Below are 16,022 nucleotides of genomic sequence, written 5' to 3' on the forward strand. Positions count from 1 at the left end.
CGCGGGCTCACTTCCAGCCGCGTTCCCTGAGGTCATCGATGACGGCCTCGCCGACGTGCTTGATGTGATCCTCCATCAGCGTGCGCGCCTTCTCGCCGTCATGAGCCGCGATCGCCTCGATGATGGCGTTGTGGTCGTCGATCGAGTGGGTGTAGCCGGGCACATCCGGGTAGGTGCGCCGCGTCACGAGCCGGGAGGTCACCGTCACGAACCTCTTGAGCACACCGGCGGCGAGGGAATTGATGCGCTTGTGGAACTCGTAGTTGAGCTCGTGCAGTGCAGCGAAGTCGCCCGCGTCGGACTTCTCACGCATCTCCTGGTCCAGCGTCCGCAGGTAGCTGACGTCCGACTCGGAGAGCGAACGGGCAGCGCGCTCGGCCAGGATGCCTGAGAACTGCGCGTGTAGCAGGTAGTAGTCAGTGATGTCGTCGAGCGTCAGCTCCGCGACGCGGAAGGTGCGACGGGCGTCACCCACCACGAGGCCCTCGTCCTGGAGCCGACCGAGTGCTTCGCGAACCGGTGTCGTGCTGAGGCCGACCTCGTTCGCGAGCTGGACGAGCGGCAGTGGCTCACCCGGCTTCAGCCGTCCCGCCAGGATGGAGTCGCGCAGATGCGACAGCACCCATTCTGACGCCTTCTTGTGGCGCACGGTTCCCTGATCATCCGGCAAGAGCACACCGACAACGATAAGAAGCAAAAGCGCAGTGGTCAAACATGACGGTCTGTGCGGCGTTGCGTAACAGGCAGCGTGCGAGCGGCCACGGCCGCGGCGACACTCGCCGCTAGGCACAGTAGATAAGAGGAGACGAACGAGCCAGTGGTGTCGATGAGCCAGCCACCGACGTACGGGGAGACCATCTGGCCGATACCGAGGCCGAGCGTGATCTCGGCGAATGCGGCCGACACCGCCCGAGCAGGCAGGACGTCCGCAAGGTAGGCGACGGAGGTGGCCCCGACCGCCGTGATGGCGGCACCGAAGAATGCGGCGACCGGCGGGATGAGGACCTCCAACTCGACCACCATCACCAGGGAGCACACCACCAGGCTCCCCATGCACGCGATCATGCAGGGCCGGGGCCCGAGGGCGTCGACAGCTCGACCACCGATGACACCGCCGACGACGCTGGCGATGCCGACGAGGGAGTAGAAGCCCGTGGCCTCGGCAAGGGAGTAGTCGGTCTCCGCGGCGACCGCGGCAACGAAGAAGTTGAGGAAGAGCACCTGGGTCGCGCCGAAGAGGAAGAAGACCGCAGTCAGCCTCCGAACCGCGTTCCGGCACTGGCCGGCCGAAGGGCCTGTCTGGTACACCGAGACGTTCGACGATCGGCCGCCCGCCCCGTTCTCGAGCACGCCGGCGGCGTTCGCCTGCGAGCTGGCGGCCGGCCGCCGGAATCCGAGGGCGAATCCGGCGACCACCAAGCCGAGTGCCACGACACCCTGGGCGAGCACCATGGCCCGCCACGCGGGAACAGGCAACGGCATTCCAGCGAGAAGCGTGAGGAGCCACCCCGAGCCTGCCACGAAGAGACCGGTGGTGGACATCGCGGCACCGAACGTCATGTTGCGCCATCGGGGCGAGGCGATGTCCCCGATCAGCGCGGTCGCGCTGATCCAGACCAGGGCGCTCGACACGCCCGATAGGCACATCCCGATCGCTGCGACACCCCACGCGACAGCCAATCCGATCAGCACAAAGGCGATCGCCTGCCCCACGAGGCCGACACGCAGGATCACCACCTCGCCCCAGGGCCCGACGATCCACCGGATGAGGAGGCAACCGAGTGTGTAGCCGGCGTAGCTGATGGTCAACAGCACACCCACACTGGCATAGGAGCCGGCCACGTCGTTCTTGAGTCCCGGCAGGATGAAGGCCAATCCCAGGCGGCCGAATCCTTGGCAGGTGCCCACCATGAGCAGAAGCGCAGTCAGGAGCACCCCCGTCCGCGTGCCGGCACGTGCCACGACCGCCTCGCTCCCGACAACCGCGACCTCCGCGGGCGAACCGCGACCTTCGCGGCGCTATGACCTTTTGCGTTAGGTTTCTGACCAAAGATGTGGTCGCACACCTTAGGTCGGGCGAGTTCGACTGTCAATGCGGACGGGATCGTGACGCAATCCACCCGGGAACTTCTTGACATTTGATCGATACAGACCCTTGCGCTGTGATCGTTTGTGACCTTTGATTGGAGATCACACCTGTGATCAAGAGTCACTGATGAGTTGTTGGAGGTTCAATGAAGGTTCACGCCCGCATCGCGCGGTCACCACGCGTCGTCGGCGCAGTTGCCGTCACCGCCGCGATTGCCTTGGGACTGGCCGCCTGCGGATCGGATGGCGACGGCGCCTCGGGGTCGGGCGGGTCTCAGACGATCAAGCTCGGGTCGATCTCGGACCTGTCCGGTCCCGCATCGGTCATCGGTATTGCGGGACGGGAGGGACAGGAGACGGCAGTCAACGTCATCAACGGCGACCCCGACACGTACCTGTGCTCCCCCGACCGCAAGATCGAACTGAAGTACGACGACGGCACGAACGCGCCGACCACGGCCGTCACCATCGCCAAGAATTACATCAGCTCCAGGGAGTACCTCGGGATCATCGGCCCTCTTTACACGGCGCAGGCGCAAGCGATGGCTCCACTCACCTCCAAGGCCAAGATCCCACTGCTGGTGCCCTATACCCCCGGCTCCAAGGAGCTCACGGGCTTGGGCGACTACGTCTTCGCCTCGAGCCAGCCCGACGCGCAGACTGCGGTCACCGGCGTGGACGCCCTCACGAAGGCATGGCCGGATGCCCAGAACGTCGGCGTTCTCTACGCAAGCGACTCCGCTGCGCACATCCCGATGTCGAAGCTCATCATGGAGGAGCTGACCAAGGCCGGAAAGACTCCGATCGAGTTCTCCGTGCCGTTCACCAGCACGGACCTGTCCTCGGCGATCTCCACCTTCAAGAGCAAGGACGTTCAGGCGATCTACATCCTGCTGAACTCCCCCGCACAGGTCGCGGCCATGCAGGCCGCCAGCCGCAGTGACTACCACCCCCACTGGTTCGGCTACTCGACGATGTTCACCCAGGCCGTGATCGACGGCGGTGGCGACGAGGCCGAGGGGGCGCTGCTCGCCTCCGACTACGACCCGAACCTCGACAACGACCTCAACAAGACGTTCCGCGAGGCCTACAAGGCCGACTTCAACAAGGAGCCCGACTCCTGGGCGGCACTCGGGTTCCAGTCCGTGATGACCTACGCCGCCGCGATCTGCTCCATCGACGGCGAGGTGACAGGCGATCAGCTGCGTGACGCCCTACAGGACGTCCAGGCACCTGCCATCGTCAACGGGGGGACGTTCACCTTCAACGACGACCGACTCGTCGCCGTGCCGCCCAACGTCTTGGAGATCAAGGACGGCAAGTTCGTCTCCTGGGCAGGCTGATCGACTTCCGTCGCACCCCGCAGGAAGGAGGCTCGGCGCTCGGGCGCCGCGTCTCTTCAAGAGCACCGTGCACCTCGGCGAAGGCGTCGACAGATCAGCGGCGCATCCTCCGCCAAGGCCATTGACCCACCGCGCTGGCCAGTCTATGGTCAAGTGACAGTGATCACAAATCACACATGTGGCCATGCCACCCGCATCACCCCGACCGGTGTGTCCGGTCGGTCTCACATTCCCCACAGGAAGACACGACCGCAAAGGAGCAGCGCACACCATGAGCCTGGATGACTACCTTGAGAAGAAGGTTCGCGAGCACGGTCGAGGGAGTGCCGTCTCCTTCATCCCAGAGCCCGACCCCGAGCCGCTGTTCTGCCCGATCATCTCCGTCGACGACCACTGTCTCGAGCCGGCCAACCTGTTCGAGGACCGCATGCCGGCGAAGTTCAAGGACGCCGCGCCCTTCTGCAAGGAGATGGACGACGGCGCCCCCTGGTGGCACATCGAGGGCGCCCGGGTGCCCATCCTGCTCGTCAACGGAGCCTCGGGCCGGCCGATGAACGAGTGGGCCATCTCCGCCGCCCGCCTCGACGAGATGCGCACCGCCATCTGGGATCCGGCCGCCCGCGTGCACGACATGGACCTGGTTGGCGTCTGGGCCCAGTTGTGCTTCCCCTCCCTCGTGTGGGGCTTCGCGGGCAAGCGGTTCTCGCAGATGAAGGACCAAGAGCTCGGCTTGGCCTCGCTGCGTGCCTACAACGACTGGATGATCGACGAATGGTGCGCCGCCGCCCCGGAGCGCTACATCCCCTGCCAGCTCCCCTGGTTGTCCGATGCCGAGGTCGCCGCCCAGTTGATCTATGAGAACGCCGCGCGCGGGTTCAGGTCGGTCAGCTTCTCCGAGAATCCCGAGCCCCTCGGCTTCCCGAACGTCTACAGCAGCACGTGGGACCCGTTCTTCAAGGCCTGCGAGGAGACCGGGACCGTGATCAACCTGCACGTCGGGTCGTCCGGCGTGTCCCAGGTCCCCACCTCCGACTCCGCGGAGGAGGTGACCGTTGCCCTCTTCCCAGTCAGTGGTCTCGAGGCACTGATGGACTGGGTCTACTCGGGCGTGTGTCTCCGCTTCCCGAAGCTGAAGATCGCCCTCTCCGAGGCGGGCGTCTCCTGGGTTCCGATGGCGCTCGAGCGGCTTGCCCGCGCCTACCGGCAGCGCGAGGGCGGCGGCAAGGGCTGGCCGGACGACGCCCCCACGCCCATGGACCTGGTGCGCCGGAACTTCTACTTCACCTCCATCGAGGACCCATCGGCGTTCCAGCGCCTCGACCTCATCGGTGAGGACAACGTCATGGTCGAGACCGACTACCCCCACTACGACAGCACCTGGCCCGACTGCCAGGAGATGATCCGCGGGGAGATGCAGCACCTCGATCCCGCCGTGGTCCGCAAGGTCTGCTTCGAGAACGCTGCACGGGTGTACAACCACCCGTTGCCGCCTGAGGAGCTGATCGCGCGGTCCGAGACCGGCAGGGCCGCTGCCCTGGCCGAGGCCGCCGCAGTCTGAGGAGAGTCACCTCGACGACAGAGGGCTGGTCGGGGAACCACAACGGTTCTCCACCAGCCCTCTTCGCTCGCTGAACCCCACACCCAAGGAGCTTTGCTTGACCGACCAGATGTGGGCCTACCGCCTACAGACTCCGACGCTACTCGCCCAGACCACCGCCCCCATGCCCTCCGCCGACACCCTGGTCGATGGTGAGGTTCTCGTACGACTTCTCGCCGGCGGCATCTGCGGCAGCGACCTCCCCTACTTCAAGGGCGACCACAACCCGGTGATCCCGATGGTGGACGAGTCGAACTATGCCGAGGCTCCGGCCGGCGCGTCTCTCCATGAGATCGTGGGGGAGGTCGTCGCCAGTCGGGACTCCACCCTCGCTGAGGGTTCACGGGTCGTGGGTTGGGCCACCGCGATGGACGGACTGGCCGAGTATGTCGTCACCCAGGGCAGCAGTCTGGCGATATACGACTCCGCGCTCCTGCCGACCTCGGCGGTGATGCTGCAGCCACTCGCCTGCGTCATCTACGCGGTCGAGCAGATGGGTCCGGTCAAGGACGAGCGGGTTGCGGTCCTGGGCCTGGGCCCCATCGGACTGTTGTTCAGCCACGTGCTCAAGACAGCCGGCGCGGGCGAGGTCAGCGGGGTCGACAAGATCGACCGTAGCGACGTCGCGCAGACTTTCCTGATCGACCAGCCGGTCCACTCCACCGTGAGCCGATGGGCCAGCAGGCCGGCCGGAACCACAGGCCCCACACGGCTCGTGGAGGCGATCGGCCATCAGGTCAACACGTTGACCAGCGCCGTGCGCGCGATCGAGCCGCACGGCGAGATCTACTACTTCGGCGTCCCCGACGATCAGGTCTACCCCTTTCCGATGTGGGACTTCCTGCGCAAGAACCTCGTCTTGCGCTCGGGCACGACCTACGAGCGCAGGGCGATGCTGCACCGAGCCGGCGAGTACATCCAGCGCCATCCGGAACTCCTCGACGCCTATGTCACCGACGTCTATCCGATCGACGACGCCCAGAAGGCGTTCGAGAGTGCCACGGCTCCCGCACGCGGGCGTCTCAAGATCGTTCTCGAGGTCTGAACGAGCCGCTGTGGCGCTGTACCGCCGTCGGCACGACACGCAACCACCAGCGAAGAACGGAGTTCTTTCATGCCCTTGGTCCACGAAACCGTCGCTACTGCACTGTTGGACAGCGGGATGACGACGATGTTCGGTGTTCTCGGCGACGCCAACATGGTCTACGTTCACGACTTCACCGAGGGGGGCGGCAACTACCTCGCCGCTGCGGAGGAGCGCGCCGCCGTCATGATGGCGATCGGTGCGGCGCAGCTCACCGGCTCGGTGGGCGTCGCCACGGTCACCCACGGCCCCGGGCTGACCAACGCCTTCACCTCGCTGGTCGAAGCGGTACGTGGTCGGGTTCCCCTCCTTCTGCTCACCGGCGAGACGCCGCCGGTCCACGACTACGTGCAAGCGATCGACATCCCGACCGTGGTCAATGCCACCGGGGCCACCTATCGACGGGTGCTCGACCCCGCACACACCTACCACGACGTTTGCCAAGCGCTGCGTGAGGCTCGGGCCGCACGCCTGCCCGTCGTCCTCGACGTGCCCTACCGGCTCCTGTGGGAGGAGAGCGCGAGAAGCGGTCGTCCCGCGGTGCCTCGGCCGCGGCAGGCCGTCTCGCCGGGCGAGGACGCAATGGACGCCGCCCTCGGGATCATCGCCTCCGCCAGCAGGCCCGTGGTTCTTGCCGGCCGCGGCGCCACAGCCCCCGCCGCCCGCGACGCGCTACTCCGGCTGTCCGAACGTCTGGGCGCCCCGGTGGCCACCTCTCTGATGGGCCGCGACCTGTTCAAGGGCGAGCCGTGGGACCTCGGCGTCCTGGGAACCGTCAGTCACGACATCGCGATCGACACCGTCGGCAGCTCCGACTGCGTCATCGCCTTCGGAGCCAGCCTGAACAAATACACCTCTTCCCACGGCTGGCTCTACGACGGACGCGCAGTGATTCAGGTCGACAACGACCCAGAACGTATCGGCCGACATGCTGGGGCGACGACCGGCGTGGTGGGAGATGCGGAGTCTGTGGCGCTCGCGATGGTCGAGGCACTAGACAGCATCGGGCACTCCCCCTCAGGCTTCCGTTCCCAGGCACTCGCCGACCGGTTGGCGGCCCGTGACCCGCGTGCCGACTTCAAGGACACCAGCGGCGCTGAGTACGTCGATGCCCGAACGGCCATGATCCGTCTCGACGAGGTGTTGCCCCCGGATCGTCTCGTCGTCAGCGACGTCGGCCGCTTCGTCATCGCTCCCTGGAAGTACCTGCACGTGTCTCATCCGGGGGACTTCGCGCATACCGCCAACTTCGGGTCGATCGGGCTCGGCCTCGCCGCGGCCGCCGGCGCGTCGGCCGTGCGGACCGATCGGATCACCGTCGCCGTCGTCGGCGACGGTGGCCTGATGATGAGCCTGGCCGAGATCGCCACCGTCGTACGGCACTCGCTGCCGCTGGTCGTCGTGGTGGTCAACGACACCTGCTACGGCGCCGAATGGGCCCAGCTGGAGAAGTTCGGCATCGATCCGAGGATGTCGCTCTTCGACTGGCCGTCCTTCGCGGAGGTGGCTCGGTCCATGGGAGCTCACGCCGTCACCGCGCGCACCGAGAACGAGCTCGACGTCGTGGCCGAGCACATCTCACGCGGCGAGCTCCCGCTGGTGGTCGACCTCCGCATCGACCCCGCTGTCGAGATCGGCGACGTGCGCTGATCGCTCGCGTCTTGCACGCAAGCACATACGGCGGTGGAGACCTCGAGACTCCACCGCCGTATTCGCGCATCGGACCTCGGTCCGGCCTGAGACGTACTGGTCAGAGGTACAGAGCCTGCAGCTCCCGCTCGTTGAACTCGGGGGATTGGTGATCGAGGGAATGGATCTCTCCCCGCGCCATCGCGTAGGCGTGTTGGGAGATCCGGAGCGCGGCGCGACCGTTCTGCTCGATGAGCAAGATGGCCTGACCCCGTAGCGCAAGCTGCTCGATACCCCCCAGCACCGCCTTGACGACGATCGGCGCCAGGCCCAGACTCGGCTCGTCGAGCACCAGCACCTTCGGGTCGCACATCAGCGCTCGGGCGATCGCCACCATCTGCTGCTCGCCGCCGGAGAGTTGATTGCCCCCACGGTCCTGAAAGCGCTCGATCGCCGGAAACAGCTCGATGATCGACGCGAGGCGCTCCTCGGCCTCGCGCTTGTTGCCACGCGCGCCGAGCCAGATGTTCTCCAGCGCGCTGAGCGAGCCGTAGACACGACGGCTCTCGGGCACCAGGGCGATGCCGGCCCGAGATCGCGTTGCCGCACCTGCCCGGGAGAGATCCTTGCCATCCAGCACGATCCGCCCGCCGGAAGGCTTGACCAGACCGGCCAGGGCGTTGACCAGGGAGGACTTGCCAGCGCCGTTGCGGCCGATGAGGCAGGTGATGCCTCCCCCGGAACGCTCAGCGTGGCGCCGCGGACGGCCTCGATGCCTTTGTAGGAGACCGAGAGGTCTGTGATGTCAAGCATCGACGGCTCCTGCTGGCTCTCCGACCTCAGCGGCCGTGTGGTCGTCCTCGGCTCCGATGTACGCCGAGATGACGACGGGGTTGTTGATGATCTCGTCGGGCGGCCCGTCGGCGATCGTGGAGCCGAAGTTCTGCACCAGGACACGCGACGAGATCGAGCAGATCCACGACACGTTGTGGTCGATCACCAAGACACCGATGCCACGCGCCGCGACACCGCGGACGATGTCGGCCAACGCGTCGGCCTCCGACTCCGGCATTCCGGCTGCAGGCTCGTCGAGCAGGATGAACTTCGGCTCGGTGGCCAGCGCTCGGGCGATCTCGACGCGCCGCTGATGAGAGTAAGGGAGCTCGGTGGCGATCCGGTCCACATCTTCGAGGCAGCCCGCGAGCTCCAGCGCGGCCAGCGCGCACCTCGCATCGTTCAGCTCGTTGCGACGGGCGCGACTTCGGCCCGAACTGGCGGCGAGGAGCACGTTCTCCCAGACAGTGGCCTCGGCGAAGAGCCGGCAGGTCTGGAAGGTCCGGGCCACACCCTCGCGCTCGACCTTGTACGACGGAAGGGTCTCGATCCGCTTGTCGCCGACCGTGATCGTTCCTTCGTCCAGCAGCGAAACGCCGGCGATGAGGTTCAGGGCTGTCGTCTTGCCCGCTCCGTTCGGCCCGATCAGACCGACAACCTGCCCCGGTTGCACCTCGAGCGAGACATCGCTGACCGCCTTCACAGCGCCGAAGCTGCGGGTGATCTTCCGCGCCACCAGAGGGTCTCGGGAGGAGCGGGATTGGGGAGCGAACCGCTCGGAGGGAGACTCGCGCTCCGCCAGCGAGTCCACGCTCGGCGGCTTGCGGAGCCAACGGGTGACTCTCGAGGCGTCGATCGGCACCACCTGCACGATGCCGCGGGGAAGGAACAACATGATCACCAATGTGACGACAGCCACCACGATGGAGGCGAAGGTGGCATAGCTGCTGAACACCAGTGGAAGGGCCACGACGACGAACGTGCCGACGATCGGCCCCAGGAATGAGCGTGAGCCGCCGATGACGATGCAGGACAGCACGGTGATGACGAGGGAGAAGCCGTAGATGGTGGAGTCCACCACGAACTGGTTGCCCGCTTGGGCGGCGCCCGCCAGGCCGCCGAGCCCAGCGCTGACAACGACCGCCACGAACTTGTTCGACGCGACGTTGATGCCGATCGAGGCGGCCGCGATCTCGTCGTGAAAGGCCGCACGTTGTCGACGACCGAGCTTGGACAGCTCGAGGGCGACGCAGAAGCCCGCGACGACCACGGCCAGGATGACGAGCCAGGTGGTGGTTGCCCACAGCGGGATTCCGACGATCCCGAGATAGCCACCGGTCACGTTCGTCCAGGCGAACGCGACAGTCTGCACGATCATGACGAAGGCGAGGGTCGCGATGGCCTGGTAGGCACCGCGGAGCTTCTCGATCAGCCTGCCGAGGACGGCCCCGACGACCATGGCGACCAGGATCCCCGCGAGCACGGCCGGCATCGCGGGCCAGCCGTGGTTGACGGTCAGGATCGCCGTCGTATACGCGCCGATGCCCATGAACCCGACCGTGGCGATCGAGTACACGCCTGCTCGCAGGACGACGTACATGCTGTACGTCGCGAGGAGGGTCAGCAGGTAGGCCTGAACGAAGGCGTCACCGGTGATGGCGGACAGATTCATGTGCGGGTGACCCCCTGGGTGTAGCTCCGCTGGCCGAAAAGACCAGACGGCCGCAGGAACAAGGTGACGAAGAGCAGGCCGTAGACGATGATGTTGACGACGGGCTGGCTGTAGAACGAGCCGGCGACCTGGAAGACGATCCCCATCACGAACGAGGCGACGGCGGTCCCCAGCACGCTCCCGAGCCCGCCGACTGTTGCGATCACGAAGCCGATGATCAGGTAGCTCTCCCAGATCGAGACATTGATGTTGCTGTACTTCACCCCGATGAGCACGCCAGCGACGCCCGTGAATGCGCCCGCCGCGAAGAAGGTCCACGCGCTGACGACGCCAGGACGGACCCCGACGGCGGCCGCCATCGAACGGTCCTCGGCGACTGCGCGCACCTTCGCTCCTGCCGAGGTCCGGTTGATCGCCCAATACAGCAGGAGGCCGAAGGCAGCCGTGACGGCCAGGAGCACGATGTCGATGCGCGAGACGAAGCCGAACGCGGGTGCGGTGAACCACCCGTCGTTGTTGAAGGCGTAGGGCTCGTGACCGACCCGGTTCACCAGCAGCCCGAGCACGACGGTGCCGAAGGCGAGGGTCACGACCAGCGGCGCGAAGTCGCTGCCGACCACCTGTCCGCCGCCGTGAGCGCGGTCCGCAGGACGCACGACGAGCACGTCCATGACCACGGTGAGGATGCCCGCCGCGACACCGGCACCGAGGATCGAGACGATCAGTGGAGCGTCCAGGGTGTTGTCGAAGTAGATTCCGACGAAGCCGCCGACGACAAGGATCGCCCCCTGCGCAAGGTTGACGATCTTGAAGGTGCCGTAGAGCAGGGTGAAACCGGTTGTGAACAGCAGGTACACACACCCGGCGATCACACCGTTGAACAACAGTTCGACGATCAGGCCCACGTCGTCGGAACCTCCTTCGGCTTGTAACGCGTCGGCGCTCCCGGATGCGCCACCGTCGGCGACTCAGCGTCGAGAAGACGAACAGCCACCCTTGATAATGCAAGATATTTGACCACAGATCGTTTGCGACTGCAATGCATGTCACATCAAGATCTGCTAGACATGTGGTCAAAGATCAAATTTGGTCGACCATCGATCCGACAACGAGAGGTGAGCTGTGCGCGCATTTGTGATCGAGGAGCTGGGCCGGTTCGGCGTCCGCGACGACGTCGAGACGCTCGACTGCGGACCGGACGAGATCCGCGTCGCGATCAAGGCGGCCGGCGTATGCCGAACCGATCTGTCAGCGACCGACGGCAAGTGGCCGACCAAGCTCCCTCTGGTCGCCGGGCACGAGGGTTCCGGCGTGATCGTCGAGGTGGGTGCCAATGTGACCGACCGCCGGGTCGGTCAGCACGTCATGATCGACTCCCCGGCCTGCGGGCAGTGCTACCTGTGCACGCACGGCGCGCCCACACTGTGCGAGAAGCGGGACCTCTCCGGCACCGGCGTCCGATTCCGGCTCGCCGACGGCACACCAGTCCAGTCGATGATCGGGCGCGGCACGTGGTCTCAGGAGCTGATCGTCCACTGGACCGCCGGCATCGTCATGCCCGAGGGCGTGCCGTACGAGATCTCGAGCATCATCGGCTGCGCGGTGCGCACGGGAACCGGACAGGTCATCAACGTCGCCCGCCCCGAGGTCGGCGCCAGTGCCCTCTTCTTCGGCGGGGGCGGCATCGGTGCCTGCGCTGTGATGGGCGCGCGGCTCTCCGGCTGCGGCGTCATCGCCGTCGTCGAGCCGGCGCTGCCCAAGCACGATGCGCTGCGCGCGTTCGGCGCCACGCACGTCATCACGCCCGAGCAGGTGGGAGACGCCATCCACGATCTCACCGACGGCCGGGGTTTCGACTACGTCTTCGAGAACGTGGGCCGACCGGAGACGATCCGCGCCGCATGGGACGCCACCCGCATCCACGGGACCACCGTCGTCACCGGACTGGGCGGGACCGAGGGACGCGTCGAGTTCGACCTCAACGAGCTCTCGGTGCACGCCAAGACCCTGATCGGCAACGTCGGCGGTGACTGCCTGCCCCAGCGCGACCCGGCACGGTTCGCAGAGCTGTATCTGCTGGGCAAGCTCGACCTCGACCGGCTCGTCACCGACCGGATCACGATGGACGACCTCCCCACGGCGCTGAAGGCACTCGACACCGATCCCCACGTCCTGCGACAGGTCGCGCTCTTCGACTGATCAGCCTCGCGCGCGCCTCCGGCCGGCGCCGCGTGGCGCGCGTGGCGCGAGGCCCGAAGGGCGGCCGGTCTCCCTTCAGAGGATGGCGAGGGGATTCACCGGGCTACCCGCGCCGCCGGTGATGCGCAGTGGCGCCGCGACGAACATGAACTCGACCGCGTCGTTCGCGGCGAGGTCCTCGAGGTTGAGCAGCTCGAACAGATAGACGCCACAGTCCCTGATCAGCAGCTTGTGGCACTCCGGGGCGGGACCGTCGTCGGCAAATGAATGGGGGCTGTCCATCACCTCTACGGCGATATTGTCCGCGCCGACGGCCGCGATGTCTTGGCGGGCTAGCCACCGTGCGGCGTCGAAAGTGATACCTGGCGAGCTCGCGTGGTATCGCGTGGGGTCCAAGTCGTGGACCAGACGCCAGCCGGTCCTCACCAGAACGACGTCGCCGGGTCGCAGCCGGATCCCCTTGGCGCGACAGATCTCCTGCAGTTCGTCGGCCCCGATCCGGTCCTTGTCTTCGAGATGGGGGACGCCTCTCCACGCCGCGACATCGAGCAGTATCCCACGACTCACGAGGTGGACGAGGTTCTCGATACCAAGGCGCGTAGCACCATAGCTGCGCACCCGATCGGGCGAGAAGTCGTTGTAGAGCCTGCGGTCGTACCAAAGGTGACACAGCGCGTCGACGTGGCTCGTTCCCTGGCACGCGATGAACATGTAGTCGTCCGCCACGCCGTGATCGGATCCCGGCATCGCGAACCCGGCGGCGAAGTCACCGCCGTCCATGCTCATCAGGTGGGTCACCGGGTTGCGCGCCGGCGCGATCGGAACACGGTCGCGGCGCACCTCGTCGGCAAGCGAGATCACGATGCCCGTCGATACCGCCTGGGCGGCCGCACGTGTGACCTCAGGGGTGGCGAGGTTGGCTGCTCCCCGCTGGTCGTCGTCGCCCCACCGTCCCCAGTTCGACGGACGGGATTCGGCTGAGTGGATCATGGCGCTCTCCAGGGGTCTTGGGTGGGGGTCACGAAGCGACGACGAACTCGGGCAGCGTCAGACGCGGCGACACTGGCACGAGCCGCAACCGCACGTCAGCGCCGATCCGTGGCGTAGCTGCGTCCTCGGTCTCGACGATGCCCAACACCCGCAGCCCCGCCTGCTCCGGCAGCTCGACCCAGGCGACCGAGTACGGCGCCCGGTCCGCATAGGCCGGGGAGGTGACGTGGTGGATTGTCACGAACGTGTCGACGCGTCCCTGCCCGGACACCGGCTCGAACCGAAGATCGAAGGACAGGCAGGTGCCGCAGATCGCGCTCGGGAAGTGCTGGAAGCGGTGGCACTGGGAGCAGCGCTGGAGCACGAGCGAGCCGTTGCGCAACGCCTCCCAGTACGGCGCGCTGACCCGGTCCGCCGACGGCTCGGGAGGCGCAGGCGAGGCCGCGGACATATCGCTCATCGGGGCAGCGCCAAGATGCGCTCGGCGATCATGTTGCGCTGGACCTGCGCGGCACCGCCGTAGATGGTCTCCGCGCGTGTCTCGAGCCAGAGCCGATACCAGTAGTCGGTGTCCACCCCGAGGACCGAGGAGACCTCGAAGCCGAACTCGACCAGTCGCTGGTGCGTCTGTCCCGTCCACAGGTGGGCGACCGGGGCGATCGAACCGGCTGATCGACCGCTCGCTACCAAGGAGACCGCCCGATAGGAGAGGTTGCGCACCGAATGGACGTCCGCGGACAGATCGCCGAGGCGCTGCACCCAGCTGGGCCGGCTCGCGCCGCCGTGCTCGGCCAGCAGGCTCCCGATCCGCCTCAGCTGGCGGTGGAAGACGACGTACTTGCCGCGCAGCGCGTAGCTGCGCTCGGAGGTCAGGGTCGTCATCGCGACCTTCCATCCCCCGCCGGGCTCCCCGAGCAGATTCTCCCGGGGGACCAGGGCGCCGTCGAGGTGCACCTCGTTGAACTCGTGCTCACCCGCGAGGTCACGGATCGGCGAGACCGTGACGCCGGGCTGGTGCATGTCCAGCAACAGCATCGACAGGTTGTGGTGGCGGGGAGCGTCGGGCTCGGTCCTCACCAGGAGCAGACAGAGATCGGCGACGTGCGCCTGGGTCGTCCAGATCTTGGTGCCGTTCACGCGGTAGCCGTCACCGTCGCGGACGGCCAGCGTACGGACCGCGGCGAGGTCGGAGCCGGCGTCCGGCTCGCTGAATCCCTGGCACCATAGCTGCTCGACGCCCAAGACGGGCGGCAGGAACCGCTGCTGCTGCTCGCGGGTCCCGTGCGCCATCATCGCGGGTCCCATCATGTTCAGCCCCAGGCGGGAGGGCGATCTGGACAGGTCGATCCCCAGCCGCGCCGCCTCCTCGTCGAACACGGACGCCTCGACCGCCGACAATCCCGCTCCCCCGTGCACGCGCGGCCAGGTCAGTCCCAGGTAGCCCCCGCCCGCGAGCACCCGGTCCAGGTCGGCTCGCTCGGCGATGCTCATCCCACTGCGCAGCGATGCCGGCACGTGGGTGGACAGCCAGTCGCGTACTTTCGCCCGCAGGCCCGCCTCGGCTTCGGTGTCGTGGAGGTCCATCACTCTCCCATCGTCGGTACGGTGGCCATCGTCGCCAGACCGCTGCGCTGGGCGACGACCGTCGGATCCTGGGTCGTCGCGCGGATGTCGAGTCCGGCCTTGAGCAGCAGGTGCAGATCGCTCTCCCAGGTGAAGCCCATCGCTCCCTGGAGTTGCGACGAGGTCTGCGCGGCGAAGGTCAGGGCGCGTCGGGAGAGCAACTCGGCGTGGTCTGCGGCCGCGTCGTCGCCGTCGGCCGCGGCGAACAGGACCGACAGCCAGGCGACCTCTGCTCCGGCATGGGCGTCGGCCAGCAGATGCTTGACCGCTTGGAACCGACCTAGCGGCTGGCCGAACTGCTCGCGCGATGTCACATGCGACACGGTCCGCGCCACCAGCTCATCGGCCAGGCCGGCCGCGGCGCCCGCAGCGAGGACGCGGGCTCCGCGGGTGATGGCCTGTGCCTGCTCGGAGGTGAGCGCGAGGGGGAGCGTCGCGTCCGGGGCAGGGAGCTCGTCCAGGCGGGCCGCCCCCAGCGAGAGGCCGGCCACGGGAGACGAGAGCACGGTGCCGTGGTCGCACCGGTGCAGCGTGGGCGCGGCCCCGCTCGCCTGGACGAGGTACAGGTCATAGCCCGGCCCGAGACCGGCGAGGACCGACCGCTCCCCCATACCCGCGTGGAGCAGAGCACCGGGCCGTGACCCATGGTGGTCCAGCCACGCGGCACCGGCGTCCTCGTCCGCGGCCGACGACAGGAGCTTCGGGATCGTCCATGCGTTGCTCACGAACTGGCCCGAGCCGGCGACTCTGCCGGCCTCTCTGGCGATCGCGCTCAGCACCGGCATGCTCACCTCGCCCGACAGACAGGCATGCAGCCAGCCGGCGGACCCGAGGGCGACCCATCCGCGCCACTCCTCGGACTCGCGTACCCGGGAGAGCGGAACGTGCGCACCGATGGCCTCGCGCGCCAACTCCACAACATCCAGATCCTCACGGGACAGCAAGAACTCCACCGGACCGCCT

14 protein-coding genes are annotated in these 16,022 nt (G+C 67.1%); 5 read left to right on the forward strand and 9 right to left on the reverse strand.

Going from position 1 to position 16,022, the window contains the following annotated elements:
- Positions 1–7: 7 nt before the first annotated feature.
- Positions 8–676, reverse strand: coding sequence for a GntR family transcriptional regulator (locus FIV44_RS09435; protein ID WP_181411070.1), 669 nt, complete (start codon positions 674–676; stop codon positions 8–10).
- A gap of 32 nt (positions 677–708) precedes the next feature.
- Positions 709–1,962 carry an MFS transporter gene (locus FIV44_RS09440; RefSeq protein WP_141004218.1) on the reverse strand — a complete coding sequence of 418 codons (1,254 nt, stop codon included), beginning with the start codon at positions 1,960–1,962 and terminating at the stop codon, positions 709–711.
- A 272-nt stretch (positions 1,963–2,234) separates the two neighbouring features.
- Here FIV44_RS09440 and FIV44_RS09445 point away from each other — a divergent pair, with 272 nt between their 5' ends.
- The 4 genes from FIV44_RS09445 to FIV44_RS09460 all read left to right on the forward strand — a co-directional run bounded on the left by FIV44_RS09445 (position 2,235) and on the right by FIV44_RS09460 (position 7,762).
- A complete protein-coding gene (locus FIV44_RS09445; RefSeq protein ID WP_141004219.1) occupies positions 2,235–3,431 on the forward strand; it encodes an ABC transporter substrate binding protein in 1,197 nt (398 codons plus the stop codon).
- Positions 3,432–3,702: 271 nt separating this feature from the next.
- Positions 3,703–4,989: an amidohydrolase family protein gene (locus tag FIV44_RS09450; RefSeq protein ID WP_181411071.1), complete on the forward strand. Its 1,287-nt coding sequence runs from the start codon at positions 3,703–3,705 to the stop codon at positions 4,987–4,989.
- A 97-nt stretch (positions 4,990–5,086) separates the two neighbouring features.
- The gene (locus FIV44_RS09455) at positions 5,087–6,073 is read left to right on the forward strand and encodes an alcohol dehydrogenase catalytic domain-containing protein (RefSeq protein WP_219996367.1); all 987 of its coding nucleotides are present in this window, start codon (positions 5,087–5,089) and stop codon (positions 6,071–6,073) included.
- A gap of 69 nt (positions 6,074–6,142) precedes the next feature.
- A complete protein-coding gene (locus FIV44_RS09460) occupies positions 6,143–7,762 on the forward strand; it encodes a thiamine pyrophosphate-binding protein (RefSeq protein ID WP_141004221.1) in 1,620 nt (539 codons plus the stop codon).
- A 100-nt stretch (positions 7,763–7,862) separates the two neighbouring features.
- Here FIV44_RS09460 and FIV44_RS09465 read toward each other — a convergent pair whose 3' ends face one another.
- From FIV44_RS09465 to FIV44_RS09475, 3 genes are all read right to left on the reverse strand, one after another.
- Positions 7,863–8,471: an ABC transporter ATP-binding protein gene (locus FIV44_RS09465; protein WP_141004222.1), complete on the reverse strand. Its 609-nt coding sequence runs from the start codon at positions 8,469–8,471 to the stop codon at positions 7,863–7,865.
- A 75-nt stretch (positions 8,472–8,546) separates the two neighbouring features.
- Positions 8,547–10,247: a branched-chain amino acid ABC transporter ATP-binding protein/permease gene (locus FIV44_RS09470; protein ID WP_141004223.1), complete on the reverse strand. Its 1,701-nt coding sequence runs from the start codon at positions 10,245–10,247 to the stop codon at positions 8,547–8,549.
- Positions 10,244–11,152 carry a branched-chain amino acid ABC transporter permease gene (locus FIV44_RS09475; RefSeq protein WP_141004224.1) on the reverse strand — a complete coding sequence of 303 codons (909 nt, stop codon included), beginning with the start codon at positions 11,150–11,152 and terminating at the stop codon, positions 10,244–10,246. The genes FIV44_RS09470 and FIV44_RS09475 overlap by 4 nt, the downstream gene beginning before the upstream one ends.
- Before the next feature lie 217 nt (positions 11,153–11,369).
- Between FIV44_RS09475 and FIV44_RS09480 the strand changes: the two genes are divergently transcribed.
- The gene (locus FIV44_RS09480; protein ID WP_141004225.1) at positions 11,370–12,446 is read left to right on the forward strand and encodes a zinc-binding dehydrogenase; all 1,077 of its coding nucleotides are present in this window, start codon (positions 11,370–11,372) and stop codon (positions 12,444–12,446) included.
- Between the two features lie 75 nt (positions 12,447–12,521).
- Here the strand turns inward: FIV44_RS09480 and FIV44_RS09485 are convergent, their stop codons facing one another.
- The 4 genes from FIV44_RS09485 to FIV44_RS09500 are packed head-to-tail and all read right to left on the reverse strand — an operon-like array spanning position 12,522 to position 16,012.
- Positions 12,522–13,436, reverse strand: coding sequence for a cyclase family protein (locus FIV44_RS09485; RefSeq protein WP_141004226.1), 915 nt, complete (start codon positions 13,434–13,436; stop codon positions 12,522–12,524).
- 28 nt (positions 13,437–13,464) lie between these two features.
- Positions 13,465–13,896 carry a Zn-ribbon domain-containing OB-fold protein gene (locus FIV44_RS09490; RefSeq protein ID WP_141004227.1) on the reverse strand — a complete coding sequence of 144 codons (432 nt, stop codon included), beginning with the start codon at positions 13,894–13,896 and terminating at the stop codon, positions 13,465–13,467.
- Positions 13,893–15,020 (reverse strand): acyl-CoA dehydrogenase family protein, encoded by a 1,128-nt coding sequence (locus FIV44_RS09495; protein WP_141004228.1) that lies wholly within the window; start codon positions 15,018–15,020, stop codon positions 13,893–13,895. Before FIV44_RS09495 ends, FIV44_RS09490 begins: the two co-directional genes overlap by 4 nt.
- Positions 15,020–16,012, reverse strand: coding sequence for an acyl-CoA dehydrogenase family protein (locus tag FIV44_RS09500; RefSeq protein WP_141004229.1), 993 nt, complete (start codon positions 16,010–16,012; stop codon positions 15,020–15,022). Before FIV44_RS09500 ends, FIV44_RS09495 begins: the two co-directional genes overlap by 1 nt.
- Positions 16,013–16,022 lie beyond the last annotated feature (10 nt).

Source organism: Nocardioides humi, from assembly GCF_006494775.1.
Taxonomy (GTDB): domain Bacteria; phylum Actinomycetota; class Actinomycetes; order Propionibacteriales; family Nocardioidaceae; genus Nocardioides; species Nocardioides humi.